Here is a 14,230-nt window from a genome sequence, read left to right on the forward strand (position 1 = left end):
TTACTGCGGATCGAGGCGCAACCGCGCGATGTACGGCAGGTGGTCCGACAGCCAGGCGGCTTCGCCGGACGGCGCGCGCCATTCGAGCGGCGTCAGGCCGCGCACGAACATCTTGTCGAGCGCGAGCGCCGGCGAGAACGCGGGGAACGTGCGGCCCGATTCACCGAGCAGCGTCGCGACCTCGGACAGCCCGATCTCGCCGAACAGCGCGACCGAATCGTTGCGCCAGTCGTTGAAGTCGCCGGCGAGCATCAACGGGCCGTCGCCCGCGTTGCGCACGATCCAGTGCGCGATCCAGTGCATCTGGCGCAGCCGCGCGGCGCGCGTGAGCGCGAGGTGCGCGCACAGCAGCGTGACCGGGCGCGCGCCCGCGAGCGTCGCGCGCGCGACCAGCAGCCCGCGCCGCTCGAAGCGGTGCGCGGAGATGTCCCAGCGGCCGCCGAGGTCGAGCGGATGCGGCGACAGGATCGCGTTGCCGTGCCGCCACGACGGCTTGAACACGTTCGGCCCGAGCGCGATCTGCCAGTCGAGCGCCTGCGCGATCTCGGTGGCCTGGCAATGCCACACGTCGTCGACCGCGTCGTCCATCGGCGAGCCGAAGCCCGGTGCGAGCATCGGGCGCGGCATGCGGCGCGCCATCGCTTCCTGCAGAAAATACACGTCGGCGTGCATCGACTGCATCCAGTCGCGCATCGCGTTCCACGCGGTGAAGCCGAGCGGCGAGCGGCCCTTGTGCAGGTTCCAGCTCACGGCGGTGATTTCGTCGGGCGCGGCGTGCGGCTCGGCGAACGGCAGGGACAGGGCGTCGGCGGACATGACGCTCAATCCTTCGCGACGTGCGCACGCACGCGGTACACGAGATGCGGATGCTGCTCGACGAGCGTCCAGTCGGTCCACGCGTCGCCCCCGACCGCCAGGCCGGGGTGGCTCGCGACGATCTGCCGCGGCGCCGCGGGCACGCACGAATCGCCGTGCGTCGCATTGTCGTCGTCGAGCGTTTCCTGCACGTCGAGCCCGAGCGACACGGTGTGCGCGCTGGCGTCGACGGCGAGCGGGGCGACCGTCACCGAGCGCGAGCGCTCGGTCGGCACGACGCGCGCGGCATTGCCGCAGCCCACCGGCACGGAGGACGGATAGCGATGGGTATCGGTGCGGGACTGACCCACGGTGGTGTTTTGCTGGAACGTGTCGATCGTCTGACCGTCGCGCACCACCTGGATCTCCCATGCGACGACGGCCGGCGCGGGGCTCTGCGCATGGGCGGCGAGCACGATGCTCGCAAGCAGGACGGCCAGGCCGTGTTTCAGCATGAAACGTCTCCGGAAACGCGCGATAGCGGGGAACGGACGCACATCTTACGCCCGATCGATTTCGGCCGTGATGTGACAGGACGTGCCGCGGCAGGTTCGCAGCACGATGCGGTCCTGCCCGACAGGTGAGGCCGCGTCATGCGTTTTCAAGCGAAAAAGCGCGTGAACTCGGCGACGCTCGCGCGCTCGGTGACGAGGCGGTTCTCGATCGCGTCGGGGTCCGCATGGCCGAGCGCCATGCCGCAGACGAACTGCTCGTTGGCGGGAATGCCGAGATGTTCGGCGACGATCCGGTGAAACGGCACGAACGCGGCCTGCGGGCAGGTGTCGAGGCCGCGGGCGCGCGCGGCCGTCATCACGCCCTGCAGGAACATCCCGCAGTCGAGCCACGCGCCCAGCGCCATGATGCGCTCGAGCGTGAAGAACAGCGCGACCGGCGCGTCGAAGAAACGGAAATTGCGCGCGTGCTGCGCGTGCATGCGCGCCTTCTCGTCGCGGCGGATGTTCAACAGCCCGTACAGATCCCAGCCGACCTTGCGGCGCCGGTCGAGATACGGCGACACCCATTCGCGCGGGTAGTAGTCGTATTCGGCGACGTATTTCTCGTCGCGCGCGGGATCGTCGTAGGCCGCGGTGAGCGCGGCCGCGAGCGCGTCGCGCGTCGCGCCCGTGGCGACGTACACGCGCCACGGCTGGATGTTGGTGCCCGACGGCGCGCGGCTCGCGGCTTCGAGGATCGCCTCGATCGTGTCGCGCGGCACGGGCGTCGGCAGGAACGCGCGGACCGCGCGGCGCGACTTGAGCGCGGCGTCGACGGCATCGACCGCATCGACGCAACGGAGCGCGTCGGCGTCGACGCGCGGGGAAGCGGGGACGGACATCGGCAACCCTTCGGGCGAGGTGTCAGGCGAGGTGCGGAGCGGCATGCGCGCGGCGCGTGGCCGCGATCGGCGAGCCCCGCGCGAGCGTCGTGAATTTTCGATGATACGCCGCGGCGCGCGGCCGTGCAGCGCGCGCACGCTGTTAGCAGCAGACGCGCCCGGCTGCTTGCTTGCGCGGCGATGCGGGATCGCTACACTGAAATCGTAAGGGTCTGATGCGTGTATGACGGCAAGTGCAGCGAGGTGAGTATGACGACGGCGATGGTGAAACATGAACTGGCGGTGGCGTCCTTCAGCACGGTGTACGACCTCGAGCAGGTCGAGACGGCGCTGGGCGACCTGAACGAGAGCGCGAGCGACGCACTGCGCTCGACCTACGAGAAGATGCTCAAGACGGGGAATCTGCGCTTCTGCGTGAAGCCGAACCGGATGCCGTCGTTCGACGCGCTCGGCGAGGCGTTGCCGAATTTCGGCGAGCCGCTCGACGACGTGCGCAAGCAGATCGCGCTGTGCCTCGAAACGGACGACCGGCTCGAACTGATGCCGATCCTGCTGCTCGGGCCGCCCGGGATCGGCAAGACGCATTTCGCGAAGGCGCTCGCGCAACTGCTCGGCACCGCGTATCACTACGTGCCGATGAGTTCGCTGACGGCCGGCTGGATCCTGTCGGGCGCGTCGTCGCAATGGAAGAACGCGAAGCCCGGCAAGGTGTTCGATGCGCTCGTGAACGGCAGCTACGCGAACCCGGTGATCGCCGTCGACGAGATCGACAAGGCCGGCAGCGATGCGCAATACGATCCGCTCGGCGCGCTGTACGCGTTGCTCGAGCACGACACCGCGCGCGCGTTCGTCGACGAATTCGCGGAAGTGCCGATCAACGCGGGCAACGTGATCTGGATCGCGACCGCGAACGACGCGCAGGCGATTCCGGAGCCGCTGCTCAACCGGATGAACGTGTACGAGATCGCGCCGCCCGATGCGGCCGGCGCGCGCCGGATCGCGCAGACGATCTACGACGAGATCCGCACGTCGCATGCGTGGGGGCGGCGCTTCCCGGAGACGCTCGGCGACGATGCGCTCGACGTGCTGGCCGCGACGCCGCCGCGCACGATGCGCCGCGCGCTGCTGCATGCGTTCGGCGCGGCGCGGCTCGACGGCCGCGATGCGATCGGGCCGGCGGACATCCGCGCCGACGAAGGCGCGGCGAAGCGCCGGCCGATCGGCTTCTGACGCGGCCACGCGCGCACGGCCGCGGCGTGCGCGCGTGGCGTTCGTGGCGCGCGCGCCCGTATCGTCGGCCGCCTCGTCGCGACGCGCGGGCGTTCGGCAAGCGGGCGAACCGGGACGTACAATCGTCCTCTCTCCCTTCGACGCGCGAGCAGCGCGAAAAGCCATGGAGCAGACGGATTGTGTCGTGATCGGCGCGGGTGTCGTCGGTCTGGCGATTGCACGCGAACTGGCCGCGCGCGGGCGTGAAACGATCGTGCTCGAGGCGGCCGACGCGATCGGCACGGGCACGAGTTCGCGCAACAGCGAGGTGATTCACGCGGGGCTCTACTATCCGCGCGGGTCGCTGAAGGCGACGTCGTGCGTGCATGGGCGCGACCTGCTGTACGAGTTCTGCGACACGCATCATGTGCCGCACCGGCGCACCGGCAAGCTGCTCGTCGCGACGAGCGCCGCGCAGGTGAAGCAGTTGAAGGCGATCGCCGCGCGCGCGGCCGAAAACGGCGTGCTCGACCTGTTGCCGCTCACGCGCGCCGAGGCGCAGACGCTCGAGCCCGCGCTCGAATGCGTCGAGGCGCTGTTCTCGCCGTCGACCGGCATCGTCGACAGCCATCAACTGATGCTCGCGCTGCTGGGCGACGCGGAACGCGACGGCGCCGTATGCGCGCTGCACGCGCCGGTCGAATCGATCGACGTGCTGCGCGGCGGGCGCTTCGTCGTGCGCACCGGCGGCGCCGCGCCGGCCGAGATCGACGCCGCGTGCGTGATCAACAGCGCGGGGCTCGGCGCGCAGGCGCTCGCGCGCCGCACGCGCGGCCTCGATCCGCGCTGGGTGCCGCCGCTCTATCTCGCGCGCGGCAATTATTTCAGCCTGTCGGGCCGTGCGCCGTTCTCGCACCTGATCTACCCGATGCCCGAGCGCGCGGGGCTCGGCGTGCACCTGACGTTCGATCTCGGCGGGCAGGCGCGCTTCGGCCCGGACGTCGAGTGGTGCGATTCGCTGCGCTACGAAGTCGATCCGGCGCGCGCGGGGGCGTTCTATGCGTCGATCCGCGCGTTCTGGCCGGGCCTGCCCGACGATGCGCTGCAGCCCGCGTACGCGGGCATCCGGCCGAAGCTCGCGGGGCCCGGCGAGCCGGCGGCCGACTTCATCGTGCAGGGCGCCGCGCAGCACGGCGTGCGCGGGCTCGTGAACCTGTTCGGCATCGAGTCGCCGGGGCTGACCGCGTCGCTCGCGCTCGCGCAGCGCGTGGGCGACATGGTGTCGCGGGCGTGACGCATGGCCCGCCGCCGCGCGGGCCGGCCGCGTGAAGCGCGTGTGAAATCCCTTATCTCCGGCATTTCGGCGCGCACATTTATTCGCTTGAGCGTTATTCTGTTGGACGCCGTCGCCAGAACGGCTTTCAAACCGATAACGTTGGAGCGAGTCCCCCATGAAAACATCCCGTCGGAGTTTCCTGATTACGAGCATTGGTGCCGTGTCCGCGCTGGCGCTGTCGCGCGAAGCACTGGCCGATGCGCCGATGCTGTCGGAAACCGATCCGACCGCGGTGGCGCTCGGCTACAAGGCCGATGCCACGAAGGTCGACAAGACGAAGTACCCGAAATACGCCGCGGGCCAGGATTGCGCGGCCTGCATGCTGTACCAGGGCAAGAAGGGCTCGGCTTCGGGCCCGTGCGGCGCGTTCCCCGGCAAGCAGGTGTCGGCGAAGGGCTGGTGCAGCGCCTTCTCGAAGATGGGTTGAGGCCCGTGCGGCATCGTGCGATGCCGCAATGCGGCGAAAACCACAAACGCCCGCCGTCGTTCGATGGCGGGCGTTTTTTTAATGCTTGAAAACGGTTCCGTCGCTTTCTACACTCGCTGCACACCAGCGCGCCGCGGCACCCCGCGCGCCGAACCGCCCGATACGGCGAATCCACGAGGACGAGGCACGCATGGCGACGATTGCGAATTCAACGAAAACGACCCGGCCCGAGCGCGCGCTGAACCGGCGTGCCGTCGTGGCGGCCGTGATCGGCAATGCGCTCGAGTGGTACGACTTCACGGTGTTCGGCTTCATGACGGTCGTGATCGCCGAGCTGTTCTTCCCTACCTCCAGCGAATACTCGTCGCTGCTGCTCACCACCGCGACGTTCGGCGTCGCATTCTTCATGCGCCCGATCGGCGGCATCGTGTTCGGCCTGTACGCGGACCGCGCGGGCCGCAAGGCCGCGCTGTCGCTCGTGATCCTGCTGATGACGGCCGGCATCTTCCTGCTCGCGATCGCGCCGCCCTATGCGGCGATCGGCATCGGCGGCCCGCTCCTGATCGTGCTCGGCCGCCTGCTGCAGGGCTTCTCCGCGGGCGGCGAATTCGGCAGCGCGACGGCGCTGCTGATCGAGGCCGCGCCGTTCTCGAAACGCGGCTTTTACGGCAGCTGGCAGATGGCGAGCCAGGCGGCCGCGCTGCTGATCGGCGCGCTCGTCGGCGCGGCCGTCACGCGCGGGCTGTCGCCCGACGCGCTGCGCAGCTGGGGCTGGCGCGTGCCGTTCGTCCTCGGGCTCGTGATCGGCCCGATCGGCTTCTACATCCGCCGCCATCTCGCGGATTCCGAAGCATTCCTGCATGCGCAGCAAAGCGCGCGCCGCGCGACGCTCGGCGAAGTGTTCACGCGCCACCCGCGCGAGGTGCTGTGCGGGCTCGGCTCGGTGATCGCGCTCACCGTGACGATCTACGTGCTGATCAGCTATCTGCCGACGTTCGCGGTGAAGCAGCTGAAGCTGCCCTATGCGGAATCGTTCTACGCGGTGATCGCGGGCAACCTGCTGCTGATGGTGCTGTCGCCGGTCGCGGGCGCATGGTCGGACCGCATCGGCCGCAAGGGGCTGTCGTTGTGGTCGCTGGTGCTGACGCTCGCGCTGATGTATCCGCTGTTCGCGTGGCTCGACGCGGCACCGAGCATCGGGCGGCTGATCGCGGTGCAGGCCGTGCTGTCGGTGACGCTCGCGGGCTACTACGGGCCGTTCGGCGCGATGATCGCCGAGCTGTTCCCGGCCAACGTGCGCTCGACCGGGCTGTCGATCGCGTACAACGTCGCGGTGATGCTGTTCGGCGGCTTCGGGCAGTTCATCGTCACGTGGCTGATCAAGGTCACGGGCACGCCGCTCGCGCCCACCTACTACGTGATGGCGGGCATCGCGCTGTCGATCGTCGCGGTCGCGTTCGTGCCCGCGCGCAGCGCCGACCTCGATGCGCCGGCGTGAGCGCGTGACGGATCGAATGCCGTCATTACATCGTTTCGCAAAACGCAACGATCAGCGGCCGAACGACGAAGATCGCGTGTCGCACCTTCGTGTTCGCGTCCGGATTGTTTAGTCGCCGAACGAAACACGCGCGAAATGAACGGAATCGCCGCTCACGCGCGCTGTCGCATTTTTTACCCACACTAAACATCGGCAAAAACCCGGCGGGCGTCTAGAAGAGTTTTTTCTCCAGCTTGTTGCAGAATCGCTAGCTCAAGTAATATCCGCGTACGCCGGCTCCCTGGCGGGACCGGTTCCGATCTGGAGACCTGGAGGAAACATGGAATACAACCGTCTGTTGCACACCCTGCGTGTTACCGCCATGGCAGGCGTGGCAGCGGCATCGCTCGGCGTCGCGGGTTCTGCATTCGCACAGATCCCGAACAAAACGCTCGTCTACTGCTCAGAAGGCAGCCCGGCGGGTTTCGATTCCGCGCAATTCACGACCGGCGTCGATTTCACCGCCGCCACGTTCACCGTCTACAACCGCCTCGTCGAATTCGAGCGCGGCGGCACGAAGGTCGAGCCCGGCCTCGCCGAGAAGTGGGACGTCTCGTCCGACGGCAAGGTGTACACGTTCCACCTGCGCCATGGCGTGAAGTTCCACACGACCGACTTCTTCAAGCCGACGCGCGAATTCAATGCGGACGACGTGCTGTTCACGTTCCAGCGCATGCTCGACCCGAACAACGCGTTCCGCAAGGCGTACCCGGTGTCGTTCCCGTACTTCACCGACATGGGCCTCGACAAGCTGATCACGAAGATCGAGAAGGTCGATCCGTACACCGTGAAGTTCACGCTGGCCGAGCCGAACGCGCCGTTCATCCAGAACATGGCGATGGAGTTCGCGTCGATCCTGTCGGCCGAATACGGCGACCAGCTGATGAAGGCCGGCAAGGCCGCCGACATCAACCAGAAGCCGGTCGGCACGGGCCCGTTCATCTTCCGCAGCTATACGAAGGACGCGACGATCCGCTTCGACGGGAATCCTGATTACTGGAAGAAGGGCGAAGTGAAGCTGTCGAAGCTGATCTTCTCGATCACGCCGGATCCGGGCGTGCGCGTGCAGAAGATCAAGCGCAACGAATGCCAGGTGATGAGCTATCCGCGCCCGGCCGACATCGCGACGCTGAAGGCCGACTCGGGCATCGACATGCCGTCGCAGCCGGGCTTCAACCTCGGCTACCTCGCGTACAACGTCGAGCACAAGCCGGTCGACAAGCTCGAAGTGCGTCAGGCGCTCGACATGGCGATCAACAAGAAGGCGATCCTCGAGTCGGTCTACCAGGGTGCCGGCCAGGCCGCGACCGCGCCGATGCCGCCGACCCAATGGTCGTACGACAAGAACCTGAAGATGGCCGCCTACGACACCGCGAAGGCGAAGGCGCTGCTCGCGAAGGCCGGCTTCCCGAACGGTTTCGAGATCACGCTGTGGGCGATGCCGGTGCAGCGCGCGTACAACCCGAACGCCCGCCTGATGGCCGAGATGATCCAGGCCGACTGGGCGAAGATCGGCGTGAAGGCGAAGATCGTCACGTACGAGTGGGGCGAGTACATCAAGCGCGCGCACGCGGGCGAGCAGGACACGATGCTGATCGGCTGGACGGGCGACAACGGCGATCCGGACAACTGGCTCGGCACGCTGCTCGGCTGCGAGGCGATCAAGGGAAACAACTTCTCGCACTGGTGCTACAAGCCGTTCGACGAGCTGATCCAGAAGGGCCGCACGACGACGGGCCAGGATGCGCGCACGAAGCTCTACACGCAGGCGCAGCAGATCTTCGCGCAACAGCTGCCGTTCTCGCCGATCGCGAACTCGACGGTCTACCAGCCGGTGCGCAAGAACGTGGTCGACATGCGTATCGAGCCGCTCGGCTATGCGCGTTTCGACGGTGTCAGCGTGAAGTAACGGGGCTGGCGTAAGCTGTCGTCATTGAGAAAACCGGCTTGAAATCATCCGGCGGCGAGGGGCCAGAAGCCCCTCGTCGCCGGTCGCACATTTCCCACAAGAAAATACGAGACGCATCATGTTCAGATTCGTGTTGCGCCGCGTGGGGATGGTGATCCCGACCTTCATCGGCATCACCATCCTGGCGTTTGCGCTGATTCACCTGATACCGGGCGACCCCATCGAAGTGATGATGGGCGAGCGCGGCGTCGATCCCGCGATGCATGCGGAGGCGATGAAACGCCTCGGGCTCGACCAGCCGCTGCCGCTGCAGTATCTGCACTACATCGGCCGGGCGCTGCACGGCGACCTCGGCATGTCGATCATCACCAACACGAGCGTCGCGGGCGAATTCTTCGCGCGTTTTCCGGCGACCGTCGAACTGTCGCTGTGCGCGCTCGTGTTTGCCCTCGCGGTCGGGCTGCCGGCCGGCGTGATCGCCGCGCTGCGGCGCGGCTCGGTCATCGATCACGGCGTGATGGGCACCGCGCTCACCGGCTATTCGATGCCGATCTTCTGGTGGGGGCTGATCCTCATCATGGTGTTTTCGTCGACTCTCGGCTGGACTCCGGTGTCAGGGCGCATCGCGGTCGAATACGATTTCCCGCACCCGACCGGCTTCATGCTGATCGACGCGCTGCTCGCGCCGGACGAAGGCGCGTTCAAGTCGGCGGTGAGCCACCTGATCCTGCCCGCGATCGTGCTCGGCACGATCCCGCTCGCGGTGATCGCGCGGATGACGCGCTCGTCGATGCTCGAAGTGCTGCGCGAGGACTACATCCGCACGGCTCGCGCGAAGGGGCTGTCGCCCGTGCGCGTGGTCGTCGTGCATGCGCTGCGCAATGCGCTGATTCCGGTCGTCACCGTGATCGGCCTGCAGATCGGCACGCTGCTTGCTGGCGCCGTGCTGACCGAGACGCTCTTTTCGTGGCCCGGCGTCGGCAAGTGGCTGATCGACGCGATCGGCCGCCGCGACTATCCGGTCGTCCAGGGCGGCATCCTGCTGATCGCGACGCTCGTGATCGTCGTGAACCTGGTCGTCGACCTGCTGTACGGCGTGCTGAATCCGCGCATCCGCCACACGAGGTAATTCCATGAGCAATCTGCAAAATACCCTGCCGACCGAATCCGCGCCGGCCGGCGGCCGTGCGCTCGCGCTGCGCGAGTTCTGGGCCAACTTCTCGCGCAACCGCGGCGCCGTCGGCGCGGGCATCGTCGTGATCGTGCTGATCGCAGTCGCGCTGCTCGCGCCGCTGATCGCGCCGCACAGCCCGGTCGAGCAATATCGCGACTACGTGAAGATTCCGCCCGCGTGGCTCGCCGGCGGCAACTGGCAATTCATCCTCGGCACCGACGAAGCGGGCCGCGACATCCTTTCGCGGCTGATGTTCGGCGCGCGGATGTCGTTCTGGATCGGCTTCGTGTCGGTCGTGCTCGCGCTGATTCCCGGCATCGTGCTCGGGCTCGTCGCCGCGTTCTTCCAGAAGTGGGCCGACACGCCGGTGATGCGCATCATGGACGTGCTGCTCGCGCTGCCGTCGCTGCTGCTCGCGGTCGCGGTCGTCGCGATCATTGGCCCGGGCCTCACCAACACGATGTTCGCGATCGCGATCGTCGCGCTGCCGGCCTACGTGCGCCTCACGCGCGCGTCGGCGCTCGGCGAGTTGCAGAAGGAATACGTGACCGCGTCGCGCGTGGCCGGCGCCGGCACGCTGCGCCTGATGTTCTCGCAGGTGCTGCCGAACTGCACGGCGCCGCTGATCGTGCAGGCGACGCTCGGCTTCTCGTCGGCGATTCTCGACGCGGCCGCGCTCGGCTTTCTCGGCCTCGGCGTGCAGCCGCCGACCGCCGAGTGGGGCGCGATGCTGGCCTCCGCGCGCGACTACATCGATAACGCATGGTGGATCGTGACGATGCCCGGCCTGTCGATCCTGATTTCGGTGCTCGCGATCAACCTGCTCGGCGACGGGCTGCGCGACGCGCTCGATCCCAAACTGAAACGGATGGCGTGAACATGAGCAGCCAGAATCTTCTGACCATCCGCAATCTCGCGGTGAATTTCAACGGCCTGCCCGCGGTCGACCGGATCAACCTGTCGGTCGCGCCGGGCGAGGTGGTGGGCGTCGTCGGCGAATCGGGCTCGGGCAAGAGCGTGACGATGATGGCGCTGATGGGCCTGATCGACGCGCCCGGCAAGGTGACGGCCGACGAGGTCACGTTCAACGGCGTGGATCTCCTGAAGGCGTCGCCGAAGGCGCGCCGCAGGATCGTCGGCAAGGACATCGCGATGGTGTTCCAGGACGCGCTGACGAGCCTGAACCCGAGCTACACGGTCGGCTACCAGATCAAGGAAGTGCTGAAGCTGCACGAAGGGCTGCGCGGCGACGCGCTGCACCGGCGCGCGCTCGAGCTGCTCGACCAGGTCGGCATTCCCGATGCGAAGAACCGCATCGCGTCGTTCCCGCACCAGATGTCGGGCGGGATGAACCAGCGCGTGATGATCGCGATGGCCGTCGCGTGCAACCCGAAGCTGCTGATCGCCGACGAGCCGACCACCGCGCTCGACGTGACGATCCAGGCGCAGATCATGGATCTGCTCGTGAAGCTGCAGAAGGAACGCGGAATGGCGCTCGTGCTGATCTCGCACGATCTGGCCGTGGTGTCGGAGGTCGCGCATCGCGTCGCGGTGATGTACGCGGGCGAGATCATCGAGACCAACCGCGTGCCCGACATCTTCCGCGCGCCGCATCATCCGTACACCGAAGCGCTGCTCGCGGCGATTCCCGAGCACAATCAGGGGGCGCGTCGCCTTGCCGCATTGCCCGGCATGGTGCCGGGCCGCGATGATCGCCCGTCCGGGTGCCTGTTCGCGCCGCGCTGCAAGTACGTCGTCGACGATTGCCGCAAGGCGCGGCCGGCGCTCGACCCGCTGGTGCCGGCCAACGATGCGATGCGCGCACGCTGCATCAAGCCGCTCAATGTTTCCAACCTCGACCTGACGGCTTTGCATGGGACCGGAGTAAGCGCTAAAGCGCAAACTCCGGTCGACAGGAGTTCACGATGAATGTAAATCAAGAAGTCCGTGCCACGCCGCACGACGAGGAAGCGGTACTGGTGGCCGACGGACTCGCGAAGCACTACACGGTGAAGCGCGGGATGTTCGGCCAGGGCACGGTGAAGGCGCTGAACGGCGTGTCGTTCTCGCTCAAGCGCGGCAAGACGCTTGCCGTCGTCGGCGAGTCGGGCTGCGGGAAGTCGACGCTCGCGCGCCAGCTCACGATGATCGAGGCGCCCACCGCGGGCAGCCTCGTGATCGACGGCAAGAACGTGGCCGGCGCGAGCCGCGACACGGTCGCCGACCTGCGCCGCCGCGTGCAGATGGTGTTCCAGAATCCGTTCGCGTCGCTGAACCCGCGCAAGACCGTCGAGCAGACGCTCGCCGAGCCGCTCGAGATCAACGCGAACCTGACGGCCGCCGAGCGCGCCGCGCGCGTCGCGCAGATCATGCGCACGGTCGGCCTGCGGCCCGAGCACGCGAAGCGCTATCCGCACATGTTCTCCGGCGGCCAGCGCCAGCGGGTCGCGATCGCGCGCGCGATGATCCTCGATCCGCGCATCGTCGTCGCCGACGAGCCGGTGTCCGCGCTCGACGTGTCGATCCAGGCGCAGATCCTGAACCTGTTCATGGATCTGCAGGAGCAGTTCAAGACGAGCTACGTGTTCATCTCGCACAACCTGTCGGTGGTCGAGCACGTCGCGGACGACGTGATGGTCATGTACTTCGGCAGCGTCGCCGAGCTCGGCGACAAGGCGACGATCTACGCCCGGCCGCGCCATCCGTACACGCAGGCGCTGATGTCGGCGACGCCGGCGATCTTCGAGGAAGACCGCCGCGTGCAGATCAAGCTGCAGGGCGAACTGCCGTCGCCGCTCAATCCGCCGTCGGGCTGCGCGTTCCATCAGCGCTGCCCGTACGCGATCGAGCGGTGCCGCGTCGAGGAGCCGCAACTGCGCGAAGTGGACGGCCGGCGCGTGGCCTGCCATCGCGCCGAGGAAGTCGGGGAGGCGAATGCCTGAAGCGTTGGCGGCGCGCGTGTCCGGCGCGCGCCGTGCGGGGGCAGGCGGCGCGCGCGCAATGCGCGCGTACCGCGACGCGCGGCGCTGGAGCGTGCGTACCGTCACGGGCGCGGCGCTGGCCGGCGCGTGCGTGGCGGCCAGCGTCGTGGCCCCCGTCGAACCGGCGCGTGCCGAAGGGCGTGCGCCGGCGACCGCGCCGATTCGTCCGTCGCAGGTTCCGCCGCCCGGCATGAGCCTGCCGGGCTTCCATGCGCCGGCCGTGTCCGACGGCACGGTGTCGCGCGGCACCGTACGCGTGCAGCCGGCGCGCATGCCGTTCTACGTCGCGACCAGGGGCAAGGTCACGCTCTACGTGCTCGGCACGCTGCACACGGGCGATCCGTCCGACTACCCGAGCGCGCAGCCGTTCCGGCCGCCCATCCTCGCGGCGCTCGCCGCGTCGCCGACGCTCGCGCTCGAGCTGTCGCCCGACGATCTGCTCGAATCGCAGGACGACGTGTCGAAGTACGGCGTGTGCCGCTACCCGTGCCTGCAGCGCCTGCTGCCCGAGCCGCTGTGGCAGCGGCTCGCGGCGCGCCTGCGCGGCAACCCGGCCGCGCTCGCCGAGATCCGCAAGATGCGGCCGTGGCTCGCGGCGCTCGTCGTCGAGACGTACGATTCGCTGTCGGCCGGCCTGCAGACCGAATACGGCACCGAGGCGCAGCTGCAGAACGTGTTCCTGAGGAAGAAGGGCGGCCGCGTGATCGGGCTCGAGACGCTCGCCGAGCAGATGCGCGCGTTCACCGGGCTGACGCTCGCCGAGCAGCGCGAGATGCTCGCGCAGGACATGGTGCAGACGCCCGCGCAGAACGCCGACGACATCAAGGCGCTGCACCGGCTGTGGCGAATTGGCGACGCCGATGCGATCTCGGCGTGGGCCGTCGCGAAGAGCGAACGGCTCGCGCGTTCGAAGGCGTTGTCGGCGTCGCTCGACAACAAGATCGTGTACGAGCGCAACCGGCGCTTCGTTGCACGGATGACGGCAATCGCCGCGCCGAACCGGCCGCTGTTCGTCGCGATCGGCGCGCTGCATCTCGGTGGCCCGCGCGGCGTGCTCGAATTGTTGCGCCAGCAAGGATACCGGGTCGACGCGAACTGATCGCGCCCGGCTGCCCGCCGTGATCATCCCCTGTTTGATCGACGACTCGCGCGCCGCGCGACGCGCCTGCGCGGTGGCGCCGGTCGATAAGGAAAACCCTTGAATCGTCGGAAAATAGCGTTTAAAACGATTGACATCCCGTTCGGCCGATCTCTATTCTTCATCCCACAAGTTGAAAAAATGAAAAGAATAGATAAGTTCTACGGGGTAGCAGAAATAAAGCGCGGGGTGAGCGTCGCCGGCACGTGAAGCACGTGCCGGCCGCGGAGAGTCTGCATGCACGGCGGGGCCAACGTCGTCTACAACACATGCATGCGGGCCGACTTGCACATAAGCGACGTTCCGTCGTCTGACCGGGGAAGGCAGT

General features: G+C 67.8%; 13 protein-coding genes. 10 read left to right on the forward strand and 3 right to left on the reverse strand.

Going from position 1 to position 14,230, the window contains the following annotated elements; translation table 11 throughout:
* The 3 genes from WS64_RS12080 to WS64_RS12090 all read right to left on the reverse strand — a co-directional run bounded on the left by WS64_RS12080 (position 1) and on the right by WS64_RS12090 (position 2,191).
* Positions 1-816 carry an endonuclease/exonuclease/phosphatase family protein gene (locus tag WS64_RS12080; RefSeq protein ID WP_059642498.1) on the reverse strand — a complete coding sequence of 272 codons (816 nt, stop codon included), beginning with the start codon at positions 814-816 and terminating at the stop codon, positions 1-3.
* A 5-nt stretch (positions 817-821) separates the two neighbouring features.
* Entirely contained in the window at positions 822-1,310 is a 489-nt protein-coding gene (locus WS64_RS12085) for a hypothetical protein (protein WP_059642495.1), read from the reverse strand.
* Positions 1,311-1,456: 146 nt separating this feature from the next.
* A complete protein-coding gene (locus WS64_RS12090; RefSeq protein WP_060966958.1) occupies positions 1,457-2,191 on the reverse strand; it encodes a nitroreductase in 735 nt (244 codons plus the stop codon).
* A 249-nt stretch (positions 2,192-2,440) separates the two neighbouring features.
* Between WS64_RS12090 and WS64_RS12095 the strand changes: the two genes are divergently transcribed.
* From WS64_RS12095 to WS64_RS12140, 10 genes are all read left to right on the forward strand, one after another.
* Positions 2,441-3,421: an AAA family ATPase gene (locus tag WS64_RS12095; RefSeq protein WP_059584034.1), complete on the forward strand. Its 981-nt coding sequence runs from the start codon at positions 2,441-2,443 to the stop codon at positions 3,419-3,421.
* A 163-nt stretch (positions 3,422-3,584) separates the two neighbouring features.
* Positions 3,585-4,694 (forward strand): NAD(P)/FAD-dependent oxidoreductase, encoded by a 1,110-nt coding sequence (locus WS64_RS12100; protein WP_060966541.1) that lies wholly within the window; start codon positions 3,585-3,587, stop codon positions 4,692-4,694.
* A gap of 157 nt (positions 4,695-4,851) precedes the next feature.
* Entirely contained in the window at positions 4,852-5,163 is a 312-nt protein-coding gene (locus WS64_RS12105; protein WP_021163765.1) for a high-potential iron-sulfur protein, read from the forward strand.
* A gap of 190 nt (positions 5,164-5,353) precedes the next feature.
* Positions 5,354-6,661 (forward strand): MFS transporter, encoded by a 1,308-nt coding sequence (locus tag WS64_RS12110; RefSeq protein WP_059583938.1) that lies wholly within the window; start codon positions 5,354-5,356, stop codon positions 6,659-6,661.
* A gap of 319 nt (positions 6,662-6,980) precedes the next feature.
* On the forward strand, positions 6,981-8,609 hold the full coding sequence (locus tag WS64_RS12115; protein ID WP_059642489.1) for an ABC transporter substrate-binding protein: 1,629 nt from the start codon (positions 6,981-6,983) through the stop codon (positions 8,607-8,609).
* A gap of 118 nt (positions 8,610-8,727) precedes the next feature.
* Positions 8,728-9,738, forward strand: coding sequence for an ABC transporter permease subunit (locus WS64_RS12120; RefSeq protein ID WP_059583935.1), 1,011 nt, complete (start codon positions 8,728-8,730; stop codon positions 9,736-9,738).
* Positions 9,739-9,742: 4 nt separating this feature from the next.
* Positions 9,743-10,660 carry an ABC transporter permease subunit gene (locus tag WS64_RS12125; protein ID WP_006489141.1) on the forward strand — a complete coding sequence of 306 codons (918 nt, stop codon included), beginning with the start codon at positions 9,743-9,745 and terminating at the stop codon, positions 10,658-10,660.
* 2 nt (positions 10,661-10,662) lie between these two features.
* Complete coding sequence (locus WS64_RS12130) at positions 10,663-11,712, forward strand: ABC transporter ATP-binding protein (protein WP_059642486.1); 1,050 nt, start codon at positions 10,663-10,665, stop codon at positions 11,710-11,712.
* Entirely contained in the window at positions 11,709-12,725 is a 1,017-nt protein-coding gene (locus tag WS64_RS12135; protein WP_059642483.1) for a peptide ABC transporter ATP-binding protein, read from the forward strand. Before WS64_RS12130 ends, WS64_RS12135 begins: the two co-directional genes overlap by 4 nt.
* Entirely contained in the window at positions 12,718-13,863 is a 1,146-nt protein-coding gene (locus WS64_RS12140) for a TraB/GumN family protein (protein ID WP_059642480.1), read from the forward strand. Before WS64_RS12135 ends, WS64_RS12140 begins: the two co-directional genes overlap by 8 nt.
* The last annotated feature ends 367 nt before the right edge of the window (positions 13,864-14,230 follow it).

The organism is Burkholderia anthina (genome assembly GCF_001547525.1).
GTDB classification, from domain to species: domain Bacteria; phylum Pseudomonadota; class Gammaproteobacteria; order Burkholderiales; family Burkholderiaceae; genus Burkholderia; species Burkholderia semiarida.

Excerpts from the sequence above, each read along its gene's own strand:
- WS64_RS12080 (WP_059642498.1), bottom strand. The coding sequence starts at position 816 with ATGTCCGCCGACGCCCTGTCCCTGCCGTTCGCCGAGCCGCACGCCGCG.
- WS64_RS12085 (WP_059642495.1), bottom strand. The coding sequence starts at position 1,310 with ATGCTGAAACACGGCCTGGCCGTCCTGCTTGCGAGCATCGTGCTCGCC.
- WS64_RS12090 (WP_060966958.1), bottom strand. The coding sequence starts at position 2,191 with ATGTCCGTCCCCGCTTCCCCGCGCGTCGACGCCGACGCGCTCCGTTGC.
- WS64_RS12095 (WP_059584034.1), top strand. The coding sequence starts at position 2,441 with ATGACGACGGCGATGGTGAAACATGAACTGGCGGTGGCGTCCTTCAGC.
- WS64_RS12100 (WP_060966541.1), top strand. The coding sequence starts at position 3,585 with ATGGAGCAGACGGATTGTGTCGTGATCGGCGCGGGTGTCGTCGGTCTG.
- WS64_RS12105 (WP_021163765.1), top strand. The coding sequence starts at position 4,852 with ATGAAAACATCCCGTCGGAGTTTCCTGATTACGAGCATTGGTGCCGTG.
- WS64_RS12110 (WP_059583938.1), top strand. The coding sequence starts at position 5,354 with ATGGCGACGATTGCGAATTCAACGAAAACGACCCGGCCCGAGCGCGCG.
- WS64_RS12115 (WP_059642489.1), top strand. The coding sequence starts at position 6,981 with ATGGAATACAACCGTCTGTTGCACACCCTGCGTGTTACCGCCATGGCA.
- WS64_RS12120 (WP_059583935.1), top strand. The coding sequence starts at position 8,728 with ATGTTCAGATTCGTGTTGCGCCGCGTGGGGATGGTGATCCCGACCTTC.
- WS64_RS12125 (WP_006489141.1), top strand. The coding sequence starts at position 9,743 with ATGAGCAATCTGCAAAATACCCTGCCGACCGAATCCGCGCCGGCCGGC.
- WS64_RS12130 (WP_059642486.1), top strand. The coding sequence starts at position 10,663 with ATGAGCAGCCAGAATCTTCTGACCATCCGCAATCTCGCGGTGAATTTC.
- WS64_RS12135 (WP_059642483.1), top strand. The coding sequence starts at position 11,709 with ATGAATGTAAATCAAGAAGTCCGTGCCACGCCGCACGACGAGGAAGCG.
- WS64_RS12140 (WP_059642480.1), top strand. The coding sequence starts at position 12,718 with ATGCCTGAAGCGTTGGCGGCGCGCGTGTCCGGCGCGCGCCGTGCGGGG.